This is a genomic window from Pseudomonas sp. GL_139_B (genome assembly GCF_057834475.1).
Genome location: NZ_CM174403.1, coordinates 4,086,877 through 4,100,299, shown reverse-complemented (window position 1 = coordinate 4,100,299; position 13,423 = coordinate 4,086,877). Strand labels below are relative to the sequence as shown.

Annotated in this window: 19 protein-coding genes, 1 tRNA gene and 1 pseudogene; 11 read left to right on the top strand and 10 right to left on the bottom strand. The window is 55.3% G+C overall.

Annotated features, from left to right (window positions below; all coding sequences use genetic code 11):
* Positions 1–123: 123 nt before the first annotated feature.
* Positions 124–200: transfer RNA gene (locus AC3ISI_RS18795), tRNA-Val, on the top strand.
* Positions 201–312: 112 nt separating this feature from the next.
* Here the strand turns inward: AC3ISI_RS18795 and AC3ISI_RS18790 are convergent.
* Together AC3ISI_RS18790 and AC3ISI_RS18785 are read right to left on the bottom strand one after the other, a co-directional pair.
* On the bottom strand, positions 313–1,452 hold the full coding sequence (locus tag AC3ISI_RS18790; protein ID WP_489333274.1) for a tyrosine-type recombinase/integrase: 1,140 nt from the start codon (positions 1,450–1,452) through the stop codon (positions 313–315).
* Complete coding sequence (locus AC3ISI_RS18785) at positions 1,452–1,685, bottom strand: hypothetical protein (RefSeq protein ID WP_489333273.1); 234 nt, start codon at positions 1,683–1,685, stop codon at positions 1,452–1,454. Before AC3ISI_RS18785 ends, AC3ISI_RS18790 begins: the two co-directional genes overlap by 1 nt.
* Before the next feature lie 514 nt (positions 1,686–2,199).
* Between AC3ISI_RS18785 and AC3ISI_RS18780 the strand changes: the two genes are divergently transcribed.
* Positions 2,200–2,421, top strand: coding sequence for a hypothetical protein (locus AC3ISI_RS18780; RefSeq protein ID WP_489333272.1), 222 nt, complete (start codon positions 2,200–2,202; stop codon positions 2,419–2,421).
* A 147-nt stretch (positions 2,422–2,568) separates the two neighbouring features.
* Here AC3ISI_RS18780 and AC3ISI_RS18775 read toward each other — a convergent pair whose 3' ends face one another.
* A complete protein-coding gene (locus AC3ISI_RS18775) occupies positions 2,569–2,958 on the bottom strand; it encodes a hypothetical protein (protein WP_489333271.1) in 390 nt (129 codons plus the stop codon).
* Positions 2,959–3,110: 152 nt separating this feature from the next.
* Here AC3ISI_RS18775 and AC3ISI_RS18770 point away from each other — a divergent pair, with 152 nt between their 5' ends.
* Positions 3,111–3,350, top strand: a complete 240-nt coding sequence (locus AC3ISI_RS18770; protein ID WP_489333270.1) for a hypothetical protein — start codon at positions 3,111–3,113, stop codon at positions 3,348–3,350.
* A gap of 7 nt (positions 3,351–3,357) precedes the next feature.
* Here the strand turns inward: AC3ISI_RS18770 and AC3ISI_RS18765 are convergent, their stop codons facing one another.
* From AC3ISI_RS18765 to AC3ISI_RS18740, 6 genes are all read right to left on the bottom strand, one after another.
* Complete coding sequence (locus AC3ISI_RS18765; protein ID WP_489333269.1) at positions 3,358–3,789, bottom strand: hypothetical protein; 432 nt, start codon at positions 3,787–3,789, stop codon at positions 3,358–3,360.
* A gap of 662 nt (positions 3,790–4,451) precedes the next feature.
* The gene (locus tag AC3ISI_RS18760) at positions 4,452–4,781 is read right to left on the bottom strand and encodes a hypothetical protein (RefSeq protein ID WP_489333268.1); all 330 of its coding nucleotides are present in this window, start codon (positions 4,779–4,781) and stop codon (positions 4,452–4,454) included.
* 81 nt (positions 4,782–4,862) lie between these two features.
* A complete protein-coding gene (locus AC3ISI_RS18755; protein WP_489333267.1) occupies positions 4,863–5,192 on the bottom strand; it encodes a hypothetical protein in 330 nt (109 codons plus the stop codon).
* Between the two features lie 160 nt (positions 5,193–5,352).
* Positions 5,353–5,670 carry a hypothetical protein gene (locus tag AC3ISI_RS18750; RefSeq protein WP_489333266.1) on the bottom strand — a complete coding sequence of 106 codons (318 nt, stop codon included), beginning with the start codon at positions 5,668–5,670 and terminating at the stop codon, positions 5,353–5,355.
* Between the two features lie 246 nt (positions 5,671–5,916).
* Positions 5,917–6,168, bottom strand: a complete 252-nt coding sequence (locus AC3ISI_RS18745; protein WP_489333265.1) for a DUF1654 domain-containing protein — start codon at positions 6,166–6,168, stop codon at positions 5,917–5,919.
* 157 nt (positions 6,169–6,325) lie between these two features.
* Complete coding sequence (locus AC3ISI_RS18740) at positions 6,326–6,979, bottom strand: LexA family protein (protein WP_489333264.1); 654 nt, start codon at positions 6,977–6,979, stop codon at positions 6,326–6,328.
* 87 nt (positions 6,980–7,066) lie between these two features.
* Here AC3ISI_RS18740 and AC3ISI_RS18735 point away from each other — a divergent pair, with 87 nt between their 5' ends.
* The 8 genes and pseudogenes from AC3ISI_RS18735 to AC3ISI_RS18700 all read left to right on the top strand — a co-directional run.
* Entirely contained in the window at positions 7,067–7,282 is a 216-nt protein-coding gene (locus AC3ISI_RS18735) for a hypothetical protein (RefSeq protein WP_489333263.1), read from the top strand.
* A gap of 63 nt (positions 7,283–7,345) precedes the next feature.
* On the top strand, positions 7,346–7,843 hold the full coding sequence (locus AC3ISI_RS18730) for a YmfL family putative regulatory protein (RefSeq protein WP_489333262.1): 498 nt from the start codon (positions 7,346–7,348) through the stop codon (positions 7,841–7,843).
* A gap of 1 nt (position 7,844) precedes the next feature.
* Complete coding sequence (locus tag AC3ISI_RS18725) at positions 7,845–8,699, top strand: hypothetical protein (RefSeq protein WP_489333261.1); 855 nt, start codon at positions 7,845–7,847, stop codon at positions 8,697–8,699.
* Positions 8,680–9,462, top strand: a complete 783-nt coding sequence (locus tag AC3ISI_RS18720) for an ATP-binding protein (RefSeq protein ID WP_489333260.1) — start codon at positions 8,680–8,682, stop codon at positions 9,460–9,462. Before AC3ISI_RS18725 ends, AC3ISI_RS18720 begins: the two co-directional genes overlap by 20 nt.
* A 17-nt stretch (positions 9,463–9,479) precedes the next feature.
* Positions 9,480–9,689, top strand: a complete 210-nt coding sequence (locus tag AC3ISI_RS18715) for a hypothetical protein (RefSeq protein ID WP_452629096.1) — start codon at positions 9,480–9,482, stop codon at positions 9,687–9,689.
* Entirely contained in the window at positions 9,686–10,981 is a 1,296-nt protein-coding gene (locus tag AC3ISI_RS18710) for a tyrosine-type recombinase/integrase (protein WP_489333259.1), read from the top strand. Before AC3ISI_RS18715 ends, AC3ISI_RS18710 begins: the two co-directional genes overlap by 4 nt.
* Positions 10,982–10,985: 4 nt before the next feature.
* The gene (locus AC3ISI_RS18705; RefSeq protein WP_489333258.1) at positions 10,986–11,306 is read left to right on the top strand and encodes a hypothetical protein; all 321 of its coding nucleotides are present in this window, start codon (positions 10,986–10,988) and stop codon (positions 11,304–11,306) included.
* A gap of 12 nt (positions 11,307–11,318) precedes the next feature.
* Positions 11,319–11,693: pseudogene (locus AC3ISI_RS18700) on the top strand (antiterminator Q family protein); the annotation flags it as partial.
* A 1,001-nt stretch (positions 11,694–12,694) separates the two neighbouring features.
* Here the strand turns inward: AC3ISI_RS18700 and AC3ISI_RS18695 are convergent.
* Positions 12,695–13,381 (bottom strand): hypothetical protein, encoded by a 687-nt coding sequence (locus AC3ISI_RS18695; RefSeq protein WP_489333257.1) that lies wholly within the window; start codon positions 13,379–13,381, stop codon positions 12,695–12,697.
* Positions 13,382–13,423: the final 42 nt, after the last annotated feature.

Sequence of the window (13,423 nt, the reverse complement as noted above, 5' to 3'; positions counted from 1 at the left end):
ATCGCCAGCTACCGGAAAATCTTCTTCGTCGCCACAAAATTAAATATTTTGCATATTCATAGGGTTAGCTCGAAAAAAGGTGTTGACACCCCTCCGGAATTCCGTAGAATGCCGCCTCACAGCAGGCACGTAGCTCAGTTGGTTAGAGCACCACCTTGACATGGTGGGGGTCGTTGGTTCGAGTCCAATCGCGCCTACCAAACAAAATCCGCTCTGCTGGGCGGTCTAGAAGGGCTCACCGAAAGGTGGGCCCTTTTTTGTTGGGTGCCGTTTGGAAAAACGTTGGAAACGATTTGGAAAAACGAACCACTGTCAAAGCGTCAAATCAGCTTTCACCTTCATGTAAACCACTGCGTCATCGCCGTGGCCCGCCTGGTAATGCTCAGTCATCTTCACGTCGGCATGACCCATCAGCCCCTGTATGTATTCCTGTGCAAAACCTTGCTGCTCATACAGCCAAGCGCCGAGTGCACGGATCTCGTGAAACGTGGGGCGCTCACCTACGGGCAACTCTTCGTAAGCCTTCGAATCGTCTCGCGCTTGGGCGAAGGACTTGGTCAGGTAGTCCGGCGTAACTGCGTTCCAGTGTAGCTTCGCGTCGAGTTGTGCACGCTTGCGCGCCTTTGGTGAGTAGTGGATCAGGTACGGGCAAACGACCGGCGACCGCATGCACTCCATGACCACCTCCCGCAGCGCCTGGCCCATGACAATCTCCAAGTGCACGGGCTTTCCGTAGTTCTGCGTCTTCCCGGGTGACACCTTGATGGTGTTCTGCTCGAGGTCCACGGCCGATTTAGGCCACATCACGATATCTTCCCGCCGCTGAAGACTCAGCAATCCCAGTCGGATGGCCCTTTTCAGCCAGATCGGTGTCCCCACGTACTCCAGAATTTTGTTCAGACCCTCGACGGTGTGGCGCTGGCGCTTCTTCTCTGCCTCCTTCTTGACCAGGGTCAGCTCGGCGGAGTTGCGCTCGCAAAGGCCCTTGGCCACAGCGAACGCGAACACCTGGACCAGTAGCCCCCGGTGCTTCGTGTAGGCGTTGTTCTCGAACTCGTCCAAATATACTGCGACGGTCAATACATCCAGCTGGCCAACCATCTTGCTCCCCAAGTCTTCTTTGTATCGAGCAAGTTTGAATTTGATCTCCTTCAGCGTTCTTTCAGCATAACCGCGCTCAATCACCCACTCGTTCTCGAATCGCTCAAGAAGGTAGGTAAAGGTCGGAGCTCGTTCTCCAGTAAGTACCTCGAGAAGCGCGCCGTCTGAGTCTATGAGCGGCTGCAACTTGGAGTTCGCCATCTTTGCGAGTCTCACAGCGTCGGCTTGAGGCTTGTTGATGCTGGTTCTTTTGCCGGTGATGGGATTGCGGTAGACAAAATACTTACCGTTTGGATAAAGGTTTTCAGGGAGCCTCCGGTTCGAGACATCCCGGCCGCGCGGGGGAGCCATCAGCCTACCTCCATCATTTTGGCGAGCAGGGGATCATTCGATTCCAGCACTACCGCCTGCAAGTCCACGAAATACATCCCACCTTTTACCTCTCCAATCACTTCGCCTTCCTCTATCCATTTTTTGAGCTGTTGCACGCTTGGCTTTCCGCCGGCGTATCGCAGCTTTCGGTATTCGCCGGCCTCCATGAGGCGCGGCAGTCGGACGGTGATCTGAGCTATGACTTTTGCCATATTGGTTTCCTGTTCCCCGTTTGGGGCTTTTGGTGTTTAAGCAGTTGCGAGCGGACTTTTCCGAAACTGCCAGGTATGGCCGCACTGACGGCACTTACCAAACGTCCGGCCGGTAGCGTCAAAGATGGCGGCGGCATTGATCCAGGCGACCTTTCCGCTTCGGAGCTCGTACTGGTCGCTGCCGACAAACTCTTCTGATATTTGAATGTTCCGACTGCCGCAGGGTGAGCACTTGGCGTCTACGGCTTCTCCGATGCTTTTTGCGGGCACGTCTTGCTCCATGCCGCGCGTGGCGGTAGAAGGTGGAGAGGGGGATTAATCGCTGCTATAGCTGGAACTGCTGTCGCTCGAGCTGGACGAACTGCAGCTGTCGCTCGACGAGTAGCTGCTGCTCCCGCTGTCCTGGCTGGAGTAGCTGCTGGTATCGCAACGACTGCTCGACCGCGAAGGCTCGTAGGTCTCGACCTGATTCAAAGGGCTAATTGGACTCAGCGGGTTGAGAGGATTCAGTGGGTTGAGTTGGGCTGCCGGCGGATCGCTTCTCGACGGCTGGGATGAAGAAGCGGCGAAGCTGCTGGCGGACCGGGTGGCTGCTGTTGGTGCCGCAGGTTTTAAAGCGGGCTCGCGTCGAAAGGGTTTTTTAAGAAAGTCGAGCATGAAAAATCCTTCACCCACCGTTCACCGGCAGGCTGGTAGGTGGATTGTGAAATCAGATGAAGGGCGCGAGGAAAGCTGAGTGGGTGAGTTAAGGTTCAGCGGTTCGCCTCGCCAGTTGCGTTACACAACTCCCTTCCTGAGGTAACTGGTGGGGTGAACCATTTCCGCCGCGGTCCCTTGTAGATGAGCCAGAGCATGTAGAGCGGCGCTGCGAATGGTAGGAGGATCATGACCTCCTCCCGATTTCAGCGGCTGCTACGACGATTGCGCGGCGCGTCGCTGCGAACGGATCGTCGTGGTGATATCTGGTGTGCTCGCCGAACTTCTCGGCATCCACGTAAGTGTAAGGGCCGGTATCACCGTCGTATGGCTCAACGATATGAATAGCCACGCCCAGCCGATCTATGCGGCCCATGACGACGGCCAGGCGCAGGGCATCGCCGTCGTTGATCAATGGGTTCCAATGAGCCCTGACACCCGACTCGCCTTGCAGACGATACGGCCATTTCGTATCTCGGCAGGTGCACGGCTCTATTTCGATGCGACCAGCTTTGGCCGCAAGTTCAAGCAGCGCTCGATCGGCTGCCGCAGCATCCGGTGTCATTTTTTCAGGCATGACTGTTCCTTTGCCGCTATAGAGGCTGACTTTGAAAGGTAGGGGTAACCGCTTATCGGGTAGTGAGGGTGAATCGATTCACGTTTGATACGGCAGTGACACCTCGCGGCGATCTACTACATTTGAGCGATCAGCCAAAAAAGGGGTAGTTCATGACTTGCTTGATTTGTGGTGGGCCTGCAATGGCAATTGATGCTGATGATGATTACTTGGAAAGAAGCTGCCCGAAGTGTGGGCACTATCGAATCACTGGTGCGGCACTTGTACTGATGAAGGCTCACGGGTGGCAATTTGACGTGGTGTTGGTTCGGAAGTGGATCGAGGAGCACCAGGACTCCGGCATGATTCCAAACATTGATTCGCATCAGGCAGCTCGTCTGATCAACGTTTAGATGCGCTTTAGGGGGCCTCCGCGACTTGCTGACGAAACACTGGAAGAGCGCTGGCCTGCTCGCGCACAGCCTTCATGCCCGCCTCGTCGTAACCCCAGATGTTGCTGTAGTCGAACCGATCCGGGCCGAGGTAGCCGGGGTGCATCGGTTCTCCAGTGCATATGTAATCCCGGAATGCTTTAACCACATCCTTCAGCGTGCCGCCATGGCTGAAGCCGCGCCACCGGCCGCCCCACATCGTGTCATGCGTGAATACACGCTTGCCGCTGTAGTCGTCGATGAACCAGACCTTGCCGCGGGCGTCGACCTCCATGCTGGCGTAGCGGTTCGCGGTTTGGCTGTAAAAGAACCGGCGGCCGTGGTCTGCGATGGTCCGGATTGCCTGGTTGACCTGATCGGCGCGCTGGCGCTTCAGGGCGAGTTTGTTTTCTTTGGGCATAGGGCGTCCTTTGCCGGGGCATGCTCGGGCGGTGGCATGATTTGAGTTTGTGAACTATTTGTTAAAGGACTGTATGACGTCGTAATGAGCTGATTTCATGGATAACAGACCAACAAACAAGGATATTTCCACGGTTCTCGGCATCACAATGCGCGAGGTCGGAACCTACTATGAGGATTCAGAGCGCAGGCCCGATGGGGCGTGGTTGATCTACTTCAGCTACGAGACCCCTCAGCGGATCCGCAAAGGGATGGGGGGTAGCTTCATACTGCTGATGCCATCGAAATAGTCAGCGCAGTAGGCGCCGCCCTCCGTGACCGGATGCGCAGCGAAGCGGTGGTGGTTTTGATTTCGGTGAGCTATTACTGATATCTAGCAAGTGCCGGCTTTCACAGGGGGGGGCGTATGCTGGAAGTGCTGGAAGACGTGATAGGGATTAGCAGAACAGGTCTTATCTGCCACCCATATAAATTCAAGTTGGGGTCAAAAAAAGGGCAATACATCTACACTCTTAACCCCGAGGACAGGACTTTTCATGAGGCCAGTGAAGCAGATCTTCGAGTGCTGATCGAAAATGGGCTGTTCAATGAGGGCGGTGGCATATTCATGGTGCCCGCAGGAAGCAAAAACATAGATCGCCGTTGCGTACTGAGCGTGCTCCGTTACAAAGGTGAGCTACTTCCAATCCGGTCGATACCAGTCTTGGCGAACTCTTCAAGCTGTCGCGACTGCTTTTGAGTAATGAGAAATTTAGGTCGCGACATGCTGGCGAAGCGTTCGGACTCTTCGGCCGGAGCGGCGGCCAGGGTGATCAGGAGCGTCGACACCGTCTCCTGCCATTCCTCAAAGCTGTGCCGCTCGCCCAAAACCTGAAGCGCATCATCAAGCGCCTTTGACACAATCAGCGTGCGCTTCTCGGCGCCGATCAGATCCAGCAAGCCTTTCTCCTTGGCGCGCTTGTCCTTCTGCAGTTCCGCGTTGCTCTTGGCCATGGCTCACCTCTTCAATTCCGTGGGCCGGTAGATCCACCCAAGTCTGTTGCCGGCGCTGGCGCACCAGTTTGTTGATCGGTCTCAATGTCCTGCGCCGAAGTAGGCGAACAGGATCAACAGGAGCGCCGAACCAGTCGTCCAACGCAGAAGCGTGCGAGCGAATGCTTTCGCTGGCTTGTGGCTGGCAGCGAACTGGCTGGCATTATCATCACCAAACGGCTCACCCTCTGCCGTCCCAGTGGAGCGCTCGATTACTTCAATTGTGATGCCGCCGCGTGGCACAACGGTGTAGTTCAGTATGCGAACAGGCTCATCACGACCTATGCGTTGGTACATTTCGGTGCGGGCCAGGGACGTCTGGAGACGCAACCCTTGGAGGATTGCTTGGCTCTGTCTGATCGTTTGGTTCATGGCTATTCCTCGGTGTGGGTTGCATGTATTCGTTAGCACTCGGCGTACTTGCTGGTTGCCGTTAGGCGCAGGGGAGAGTGCTGACGGATAAAGGCGTGAAAAAGAAAGGCCCGTTGGACGTTCGGACCTTTCGCAGATGCAGTGATCTTTGGGCTATGGTCTATTTCATGATGGTCATCCTCGAATGCGCGCCGTTGGCATCTTGGCGGGCGCTCGCCGTTCTCTGGTTTGTTGCATGCAGGTGGCCGGTATATGCCGGGATTTCGTCCGCATCGGTGAGCTCTGAAACGATGGCGCAGAGACCATCCAACAATCGTTGTGCTTCAGAGCTCACCGATGCGGCCTGGTGCTGGGGAGTACCAAGTGCTCGGGCAGTTTCGTCAGGCTGACGTGCAGTGATGTAGTTCCTCCTATTTCCGCCGGAGTGGCGGGGCGCATTGCTTGCCGGGTCATTCACACGGTTCTGGCGTTTCACCATCGATCAGCCGTCCAGGTTGTTCCTGTCGTTGGCAGGCTTTCAGGCCTGTCTGCTCGCCGGTCGCCGGTAGAGGCAATGCGGTCTGTTATTTGTTGCGCTGATTGTTAAAGAGTGACGCGGCTTTCGCTGCTGGGCCGGTTATGTGCTGGCATGGGCAAAATATAGGCGTACACATAATCTGAGTCAATGGGTAAACCCATAAAAATTCTTATGGGCGTAAAAAAGCCCGCAAATAGCGGGCACCTTCTATAGGTCGGCGTATTTCTGCCAGCCAATCCTCACGCTGTCTTCTTCTAAACGCTCGACAGTGATCCCGTCAGTCTCCTCGAGTTCTTGGATCACTCGGTCCCATGCCGCAGGGGACTCGTCGTCGCGCCTAGCAACCTTGATTGTCTGTACCTTTTGCACGTTTGGATCGGACACCAATCGTTGAATACGACGACCGACTTGTTCGTAGGTGTTGAGCGTGCAGGTACCGCAGGTAGCGCCATGATTCATTCCTGTCTTCCTTTGTTGTCTGTATGGATAGACAGTATTTAGTTCCAGATAAGGCAGCAATCCGGAAAGAGCACGTTTGTACTCTTTTTAGTTCAGCTCGAAAAAAAGCCCGCTGAGTGCGGGCTAGTTCATCACATGAAGAGCAGCGAGCGGCGCGCTAGAGCTTTCCGGTCATACGCACTGCTACTCCAATGATGCGGCAGTTTTCATCACACTCGACCATTTTGTAAGCTGGATTCAGAGGCTTCAGATAACGAATACCGCCATCTTCCACCAGCTTTTTGAATGTGGCCTCGTTGCTCGCGGGCAATTTGGCAATAACCAGCTTGCCAGGTTTCACATCAGCCTCGGTGTCTACCAGGATCATCATTCCTTCAGGAACACTGACGCCTGCGGGGGCGGTCATAGAATCGCCTTTTACCTCAAGCCAAAAGGCAGGTCCTTTGGAGTCGTAGTCAGAAACTTCATATCTGTCAGAAAAACCGTCGGGGTATGGCTGCACCGCTTCCTCCCAACACCCGGCTGACACCCAGCTGATCACTGGATATCGATAAAGCATCTGAGGTTGAACCACGTCTTTGACGTTGGCCTGTTCGGTAGTGTCTGAAACCATCGGGCCAGACCCACTCTCAATCCAAATGGCCGAAACCCCACAAGCTTTCGCAATGGAGGCGTTATAGGAGGAGCGCTGTGATCTCCCTCGTTCAAGGTCAGAAATAGACGCCTGATCGATGCCTACAAGCTTCGCTAGCTCGGCTTGGGTAAACCCGGCGTGCCGTCGAGCGGCCTTGATTCGTTCTTTATATTCCATCTTCCGATTATTACTGGCGAACCCATATCGTTGCAAAGTGGTATGCCTATGCTCTACGATATGGGTATTCACATATGGAGGGGCGGCATGAACACCATCTTTAAAGACCTCGTTGCCTTTTTCGGGACGCAAGAGGCCGCCGCAGAGAAGCTCAAGGTTGATCAAAGCACCGTTTCCGGTTGGGTTCGTGAAAAGCACGGGATGTCTCCGGTGGTTGCCAAACGAGCTGAAGTCTTGACCGACGGTGTATTCAAGAAGGAAGCGCTTTGTCCGTCATTTCCTTGGGCCGAGTTGAGCACTTAACGGACATCACAGCGATTAACTGAAGAAATTTTGAGCGCAACGGCGCCGAGAGAAAACTAGACGATGAAATCGCCAGTGCTAGACACCCGTCGCAAAGCAGTCATTGCCTCTGCCAATGCATTCCCTGGCGGACTTACATACGCCTCTGACTTTCTTGGCGAAGAGAATCTCAAGCGCTTCAAAAACCGGATTTACGAGTCGGCTGGCGTCAAGCCCCTCACCGACGATGAGGTCTGCACGCTTGAGACTGAAGCCAAAACCACATTCTTACCGGACTACATCTGCGCGATGTACGGCGGCGTATTTGTTCGCCTGCCTGAAGTCGGCGATTTGGACAACGTAGACATGCACCAGCGCTCTTTGCGTACTTCTGTGAAGCGCGGCCGGGTTGACCAGTTTCTTGCCCTCGCGCTGGAGGACGGCGAAATCACTGCCGTGGAAGCATCGGAGATTTTGGCCTTGCATGCCAAGCACCTGGCTGCGCGGCACGAGGAGGTGACCGCACTGATCGAGTTGCACAAGTCGAAGCGCCCAGCCCGACCGCTAGGCGGAAAGGATTGATATGCAGTTCACGATCACGATCAACCAAGTGAAAGCACTGGAGTGGGGGTTGAACTCCCAGCAGGCGTTGTTGTTTTCCTTTGTCTACGAGTGCCCTAGTTGGGCAAGGCCAATCAAGACCGATCACGGGATTTTCTTTGCCTTGAGTAAGGCAAAAATCGTGGAGGAGTTGCCCCTGCTCACCGACAAACCCGATACGGCGTACCGGCTTCTTAAGGGACTTGAGACTGCCGGACTGATCGAACTGTCCCACACAGCAAACATCAGTTTGTTTCGCTTGACCGAGAAGGCCAACGAGTGGAATCGCAAGCTGGACGGGTCGGAAAAATATCCGACCTCTGATGTGAGCCAAGGTCGGAAAAAAATCCGATCCACCTCGGAAAAATCTCCGAGCAAGGTCGGAAAAATATCCGAACAGGGTCGGAAAAATATCCGAGTAGGGTCGGAAAAATCTCCGACAAATCAGGGTACCAGTAATCAGGGTACCAATCAGGTAACCAGTAATCAGGAGAAGCAGGGCGCTAACGCGCCAAGCAAATCGCCAAAATTCGACCCGCTGACCGCCAAGCCGGAAAACGTCAGCGTCGAGGTGTGGGCCGACTGGTGCCAGCACCGCAAGGAAATCCACAAACCCCTCACCGCCAAGAGCTGCGAGCAACAGGCCAAGGCCTTGGCGAACCATCCAGCCCCCGATTCGGTGCTGGCCCTTTCGATCAGCAACGGATGGACAGGGATCTTTCCCGACAAGCCGACCAGCCCCGTCCATCCACTTCCGGCCAGTCGCCACTCCGGCTTCGACACTCGCGATTACAAGGCTGGCACCAAGGAGAACGCCAATGGCACCTTCCGTCTCTAATCTCGGCGCTCAGATTGACCGCAAATTCCGCGTCATTGGCCGTCAACCAGCGAGCTGCTTCGATCATGGCGATTACTCGGCGGTCATCCTCAAGGGCGGCAGCCTGTCGGGCTGCCCCATCTGCGCGAGCAACAAACGCGACATGCAGGAGCTTGAGCGCAAGCGCTTTCAGTTTCGGATTGTCCAGCATTCAAGCGCGCGGATTCCGAAGCGCTTCGCGGAAAAGACATTCGCCGACTTCGCCATATCGAACCCGGCGCAGCAGATTGCCCTGGATGCCTGCACCGATTACGTCGACAACTTTTCGAAGCATCGCCGGGAAGGTCGCTGCATGCTGCTGCTGGGGAAGGTCGGCACCGGCAAGACCCATTTGGCCATTGCCTCGGCCAGTTACCTGATCAACGAATGCATGGTCAAGGCGATCTACCGCACGGTGGGCACACTCATCGGCGATATCCGGGCGAGTTTCAATGATCGCTCTGGCGAGTCCGAGGCGCACATTTTACGAGAGGTGATCGGCGCGGATCTGCTGGTGCTTGATGAAGTCGGCGCGACCAAGCAGAGCGAGTTTGAGCTGGCCACGCTGTTCAGCATTATCAACGGTCGTTACGAGCAATGCCGTCCGACGATCATCGTCAGCAACCTGTCTCCTGCCGAATTGAACGATGCCATTGGCGCGCGCTGTGTCGACCGCATCCGCGAAAACGGTTGCATTGGCGTGGCATTCGAGTGGGAATCTCAACGCGGTAAGGAGGGCTTCTGATGGGGATCAGCTTGGAAATACCTGATCGCCGCTTGGCTGTTCCGGATCCGGCAAACTATCGGTTTGCCGTTTTCTGCTGCTCTTTCAAGTTGGACCTGAGTGATACACCAGACCATGCCTTGGCATTGTTCGCCGACCAGGCGATGGCCAATCGGTATGGCGCATGGATGTGGCCGACAACGTTCGAGGTGGTTGACCGTCTCGCCCAACCGGAGGCGACCGATTGAGCGCCCTGATCAAGACCTTGACCGTAAAATTGTCCGACGCGGAAATTCAGCGCAACGCCAAGCTTGAGCATGTGCGCGACCTGCGTGATGCCAGTCACCCCGCACTGCACTTCCGTTATGCGAAGAGTCGCGTGCGCGGGTCGTGGTACCTGCTGAACAAACGGAATTGGCACCGCATCGGCGCCTTTCCCGACCTGTCCACCAAGCAGGTGGTCGCGGCTTTACCGGCCGTACGCTTGCGCGTGGCGGCCGATGGCGCGGCCAGCGTTTCGGGGTGGGTCACCGTCGGCGAGCTGTTGGACTGGTATGCCGATCGCATGGCCCGTTCGCGCGCGCTCTCGGCCAAGCGTCGTGCGGCCGGCAAGTCCGCCATCAATTGCCAGCTCAAGCCGCGCCTGAAAGACCTGCTGATATACGAAGTGAATGCCCAGACCCTCGACCAGCGGCTGATGTGGCCGGGTCAGGAAGAGTTGTCGCTGTCGTACGTCCAACAGTTGTATCGCCTGCTGGCGGTGGCCTTTCGTCAGGCGCGCAAGCTGGACCTGATCCCGATCAACCCGATGGCCGAGCTCAAGTTCATCCATTTCACGACGGCCCGCATTCTGCCCAAGCCCGCCCGCCTGCGCGATGTCCAATTACCCGAGTTGGTGGTCCTGCTGACCGAACAGTTCGAGAGTGCGCCAGGGGACGCCATGCTGGCCTTGATGATGCTGTGCCACGGCACCCGCATTGGCGAAACCCGTCAGTCTCGCTGGGCTGACATTGCGTTGCCTGAACGTGAGTGGTTCCTGCCGGCCGAACACACCAAGAGCAAGACTGAGCTTCGGGTGCCGCTGACCGACCAAGCTTGCGCGCTGCTGCGCCGCTACCGTGAGCGGCAGGCTGCCCAAGGGTATGAGGGGCCATTCTTGTTTCCGTCCCGCCGAGGGAAGGCTCTGAGCGAAAACCAGGCCAGTGCTGTGTTTACTCGGCTGGGGCAGGGTGCTTGGACCAGTCACGACCTGCGCAAGGTAGCCCGTACCGCGTGGACCGACCTCGGCGTCGACGGCCACATCGGCGAGATGCTGTTGAACCACTCCCTTGGAAAGATCGCCTCGACCTACATCAATACCCAGGCCAAAGAGCAGCGTCGGCTGGCGTTGGTGAAGTGGCACTCCTGGTTAGATGAACGCGGCTTCAAGGCGATCCACAAGCAGACAGACGTTAGATATGAAGATTCGCAAAACCTGGTAGACGCCTTGAATAGCGTGGCCTGCGAGTCAATTTCGCAATTTGTTAAGGGCGAGGTTTGAAAACATGAAAAAAGCCCCGGCCTCTGGTTTTCGTAAGGCGTGGATTGAGCTGGAGCATTGCTTGACCTGCAAGGGCAAAGCCGTGGTGCAAGGGGTGTTTTATGAGCTGGTTTGCAGCGATTGTAACGGCTCAGGTTGGGTCATGGCCGGGAGTCGGTTGATGCTTTCTACAGACGAATTGGTGACACAACTCAGCCTCAGATTGCAGCAGGCTCAGCGCGAAATTGAGGTGCTCAAGCGGGGACCGTCGGTATCCGGTCCAGCCGCGTACTACCAACAGAACAACCGTCGCGGTGCCGGCGGGACGAATTTCACCGGGGACTAAGGGGTACAACACATGATGATTCGAAAACCAGCGCTGCACCCATTAGGCGATACGGAATACCTTCTAGAGCAATGGGGATGGTGGCGTATGGATGGACGGGGAGTCCCCAGCTATGCCTCGCCCATGTTGGCACTGATGCGCGATGCAATGCCGTCGTCAGCCAAGTCGTACTGCATCACCGATGAGCTTGCCTGTGTCGTGGATGCCGCGTTGGCCCGACTGTGTAAACGTGATCAGCAGATGGGGGATATTGTCTGGCTGTACTTCGGGGCGAAATGGCCGGCAGTTCGGGTCGGTCGGTATCACCAGGTGAGCGAGGGGAAAGCTAGGGAGCTGATGAAGGCCGGGGTGGCTTGGATTGATTGCGTGCTTGAAAGCATCAAGGAGGGAGACTGGACTGGGCGTTCAGAAAACCATTCCGATAGCCCACCCTTAGTGATTGTTGAAATCACAGCTGGTATTTGCACGGACTTGACCCCCAGTTGCATACCAGCTGACCCGGCATTGCATCTGTATTGACCATTTTTTGCGGGGGCTTGAGTGGCCGCGTCCTAGTGACGACCGGCCGCGCTCGCCCCAAACAGCCTTTGGAAAGTCGCTGTAATTTGGCCAGCGTGTTTCTCTTCAGATATGACTTTTTCTTTTCCGGCCCCGTTAACAGCCGAACACATCGATGAGTGAGAAGACTGCACCCGTGGACAAAATGAAGAGGATGACTGCCAAGGTTTGGATTATCGGGTTACTACGCCTATGAGTGATTCCCGGAATGGGCAGTACATCGTGCTCAAGACATTCGGTGACTAGAGAGATCTTGTTGTCATAGAGCCCACCCAAAAAACGATCACGCTGGTGAGAAGGAGTGACGATGGAAAACCACCGCAGGAGATTGAATTGGTTCGTCGGTGCAATCGAGTTAGTCATTCTACGACGCAGGCGTTTGAACAATGCATCGGCTACATGCATAGGGATTCCCCCTAGGTGTGCTGCTTATCTAGTTGTAGCAGCGTCAACTACCAAATAAAGCCCTCGATGAGAACACAGCATTCTTTATGCCAAGAGTTGAGCGCTGTTTAGTTTCTGGCCGAAGAGGTCCATATATGCCCAGTCACGCACTTGAAGAGGCGCCGTTTTCGACATTTTGCCGGCAAAGCTAAGCAGATAGCGGGGGTACTAATGCCCATATATGGGGATTGTTTTTTGCGGGATGTGGGGATAGCAATTTCATAGGAAGCTTAAGAGCTGCTCAATGGATGGGAACTCCGAAGGGGCTTATCTCCGCTTTTAGCCGATCTCCGCCTGTCAGGAAAGGCCACAAACGACCCACGCTGCGTGAAAACGCTTTCGAGCGCATTTGGCTGAAGGGGGGCGGGAGAAATTTTGAGCGAGCGCTAATCACAAGCCTCAGTTACAGCCTTCTCGGTACGCTTAATTTCCTGCTTGATATCAGTGGTTATGCGCTGTTTTTTGAGCTGTTGTTCGAGAAAAACCTGATTCCTTTGGTTTTTCAATTCTGCATCGGTTGCAGCGTCTTTCGCCTCTAACTGGGCAACATGTGAGTCTATGACAGCTTCAACCTCCGCATCATTGTTTGCTGTATCCAGCGCGCTGACTAATTTGTCCACCTCAGTATTCTCGGCCTCTGCGTAAGCGTCGATAGACAGTCCCGCAGCCATTGCTCGCGCTTGAATTTCCGGGGTTTTCATATGCTGCTGTGCTGCCTTGCACACCGTATCCTTTCGCTCGTACTCGATAGATGTCCACGCCATGAGCTTATACGTCGGCACACCAATCACCACGATGATGATGGTGGTCCCAATCAATCTGGCTCTCACGCTTCGCAACCTCAACTGAGTTTTGTGAGTTACTCCTGAATCCATTCGAGAAATGAAAAGCGTAGCAGGACGGACGGCGCTGAAAACCGCTTCGAGTCGTTTCTTGCCATATGTCATCTCCAGTGAGCGTCGACATATCGTGTCTATACTCACGTTTCTGTTATGGGTATTGGCGATGAATGCGAGGCAAAAATTCGCTTTCGCCATAAGCCATTGAGGTGCAATGCTCAATATATCAAGCACGCTGCATCCAGGGATGACGAATTACAGTCAGGGTGAAGATGG

Bases quoted from the DNA above. Each gene is read 5' to 3' on its own strand.
- AC3ISI_RS18720 (WP_489333260.1), top strand. From the start codon at position 8,680: ATGGCACCTTCCGTCTCTAATCTCGGCGCTCAGATTGACCGCAAATTC.
- AC3ISI_RS18765 (WP_489333269.1), bottom strand. From the start codon at position 3,789: ATGCCCAAAGAAAACAAACTCGCCCTGAAGCGCCAGCGCGCCGATCAG.
- AC3ISI_RS18705 (WP_489333258.1), top strand. From the start codon at position 10,986: ATGAAAAAAGCCCCGGCCTCTGGTTTTCGTAAGGCGTGGATTGAGCTG.
- AC3ISI_RS18725 (WP_489333261.1), top strand. From the start codon at position 7,845: ATGCAGTTCACGATCACGATCAACCAAGTGAAAGCACTGGAGTGGGGG.
- AC3ISI_RS18755 (WP_489333267.1), bottom strand. From the start codon at position 5,192: ATGAACCAAACGATCAGACAGAGCCAAGCAATCCTCCAAGGGTTGCGT.
- AC3ISI_RS18790 (WP_489333274.1), bottom strand. From the start codon at position 1,452: ATGGCTCCCCCGCGCGGCCGGGATGTCTCGAACCGGAGGCTCCCTGAA.
- AC3ISI_RS18760 (WP_489333268.1), bottom strand. From the start codon at position 4,781: ATGGCCAAGAGCAACGCGGAACTGCAGAAGGACAAGCGCGCCAAGGAG.
- AC3ISI_RS18735 (WP_489333263.1), top strand. From the start codon at position 7,067: ATGAACACCATCTTTAAAGACCTCGTTGCCTTTTTCGGGACGCAAGAG.
- AC3ISI_RS18750 (WP_489333266.1), bottom strand. From the start codon at position 5,670: ATGGTGAAACGCCAGAACCGTGTGAATGACCCGGCAAGCAATGCGCCC.
- AC3ISI_RS18775 (WP_489333271.1), bottom strand. From the start codon at position 2,958: ATGCCTGAAAAAATGACACCGGATGCTGCGGCAGCCGATCGAGCGCTG.
- AC3ISI_RS18730 (WP_489333262.1), top strand. From the start codon at position 7,346: ATGAAATCGCCAGTGCTAGACACCCGTCGCAAAGCAGTCATTGCCTCT.
- AC3ISI_RS18740 (WP_489333264.1), bottom strand. From the start codon at position 6,979: ATGGAATATAAAGAACGAATCAAGGCCGCTCGACGGCACGCCGGGTTT.
- AC3ISI_RS18745 (WP_489333265.1), bottom strand. From the start codon at position 6,168: ATGAATCATGGCGCTACCTGCGGTACCTGCACGCTCAACACCTACGAA.
- AC3ISI_RS18770 (WP_489333270.1), top strand. From the start codon at position 3,111: ATGACTTGCTTGATTTGTGGTGGGCCTGCAATGGCAATTGATGCTGAT.
- AC3ISI_RS18785 (WP_489333273.1), bottom strand. From the start codon at position 1,685: ATGGCAAAAGTCATAGCTCAGATCACCGTCCGACTGCCGCGCCTCATG.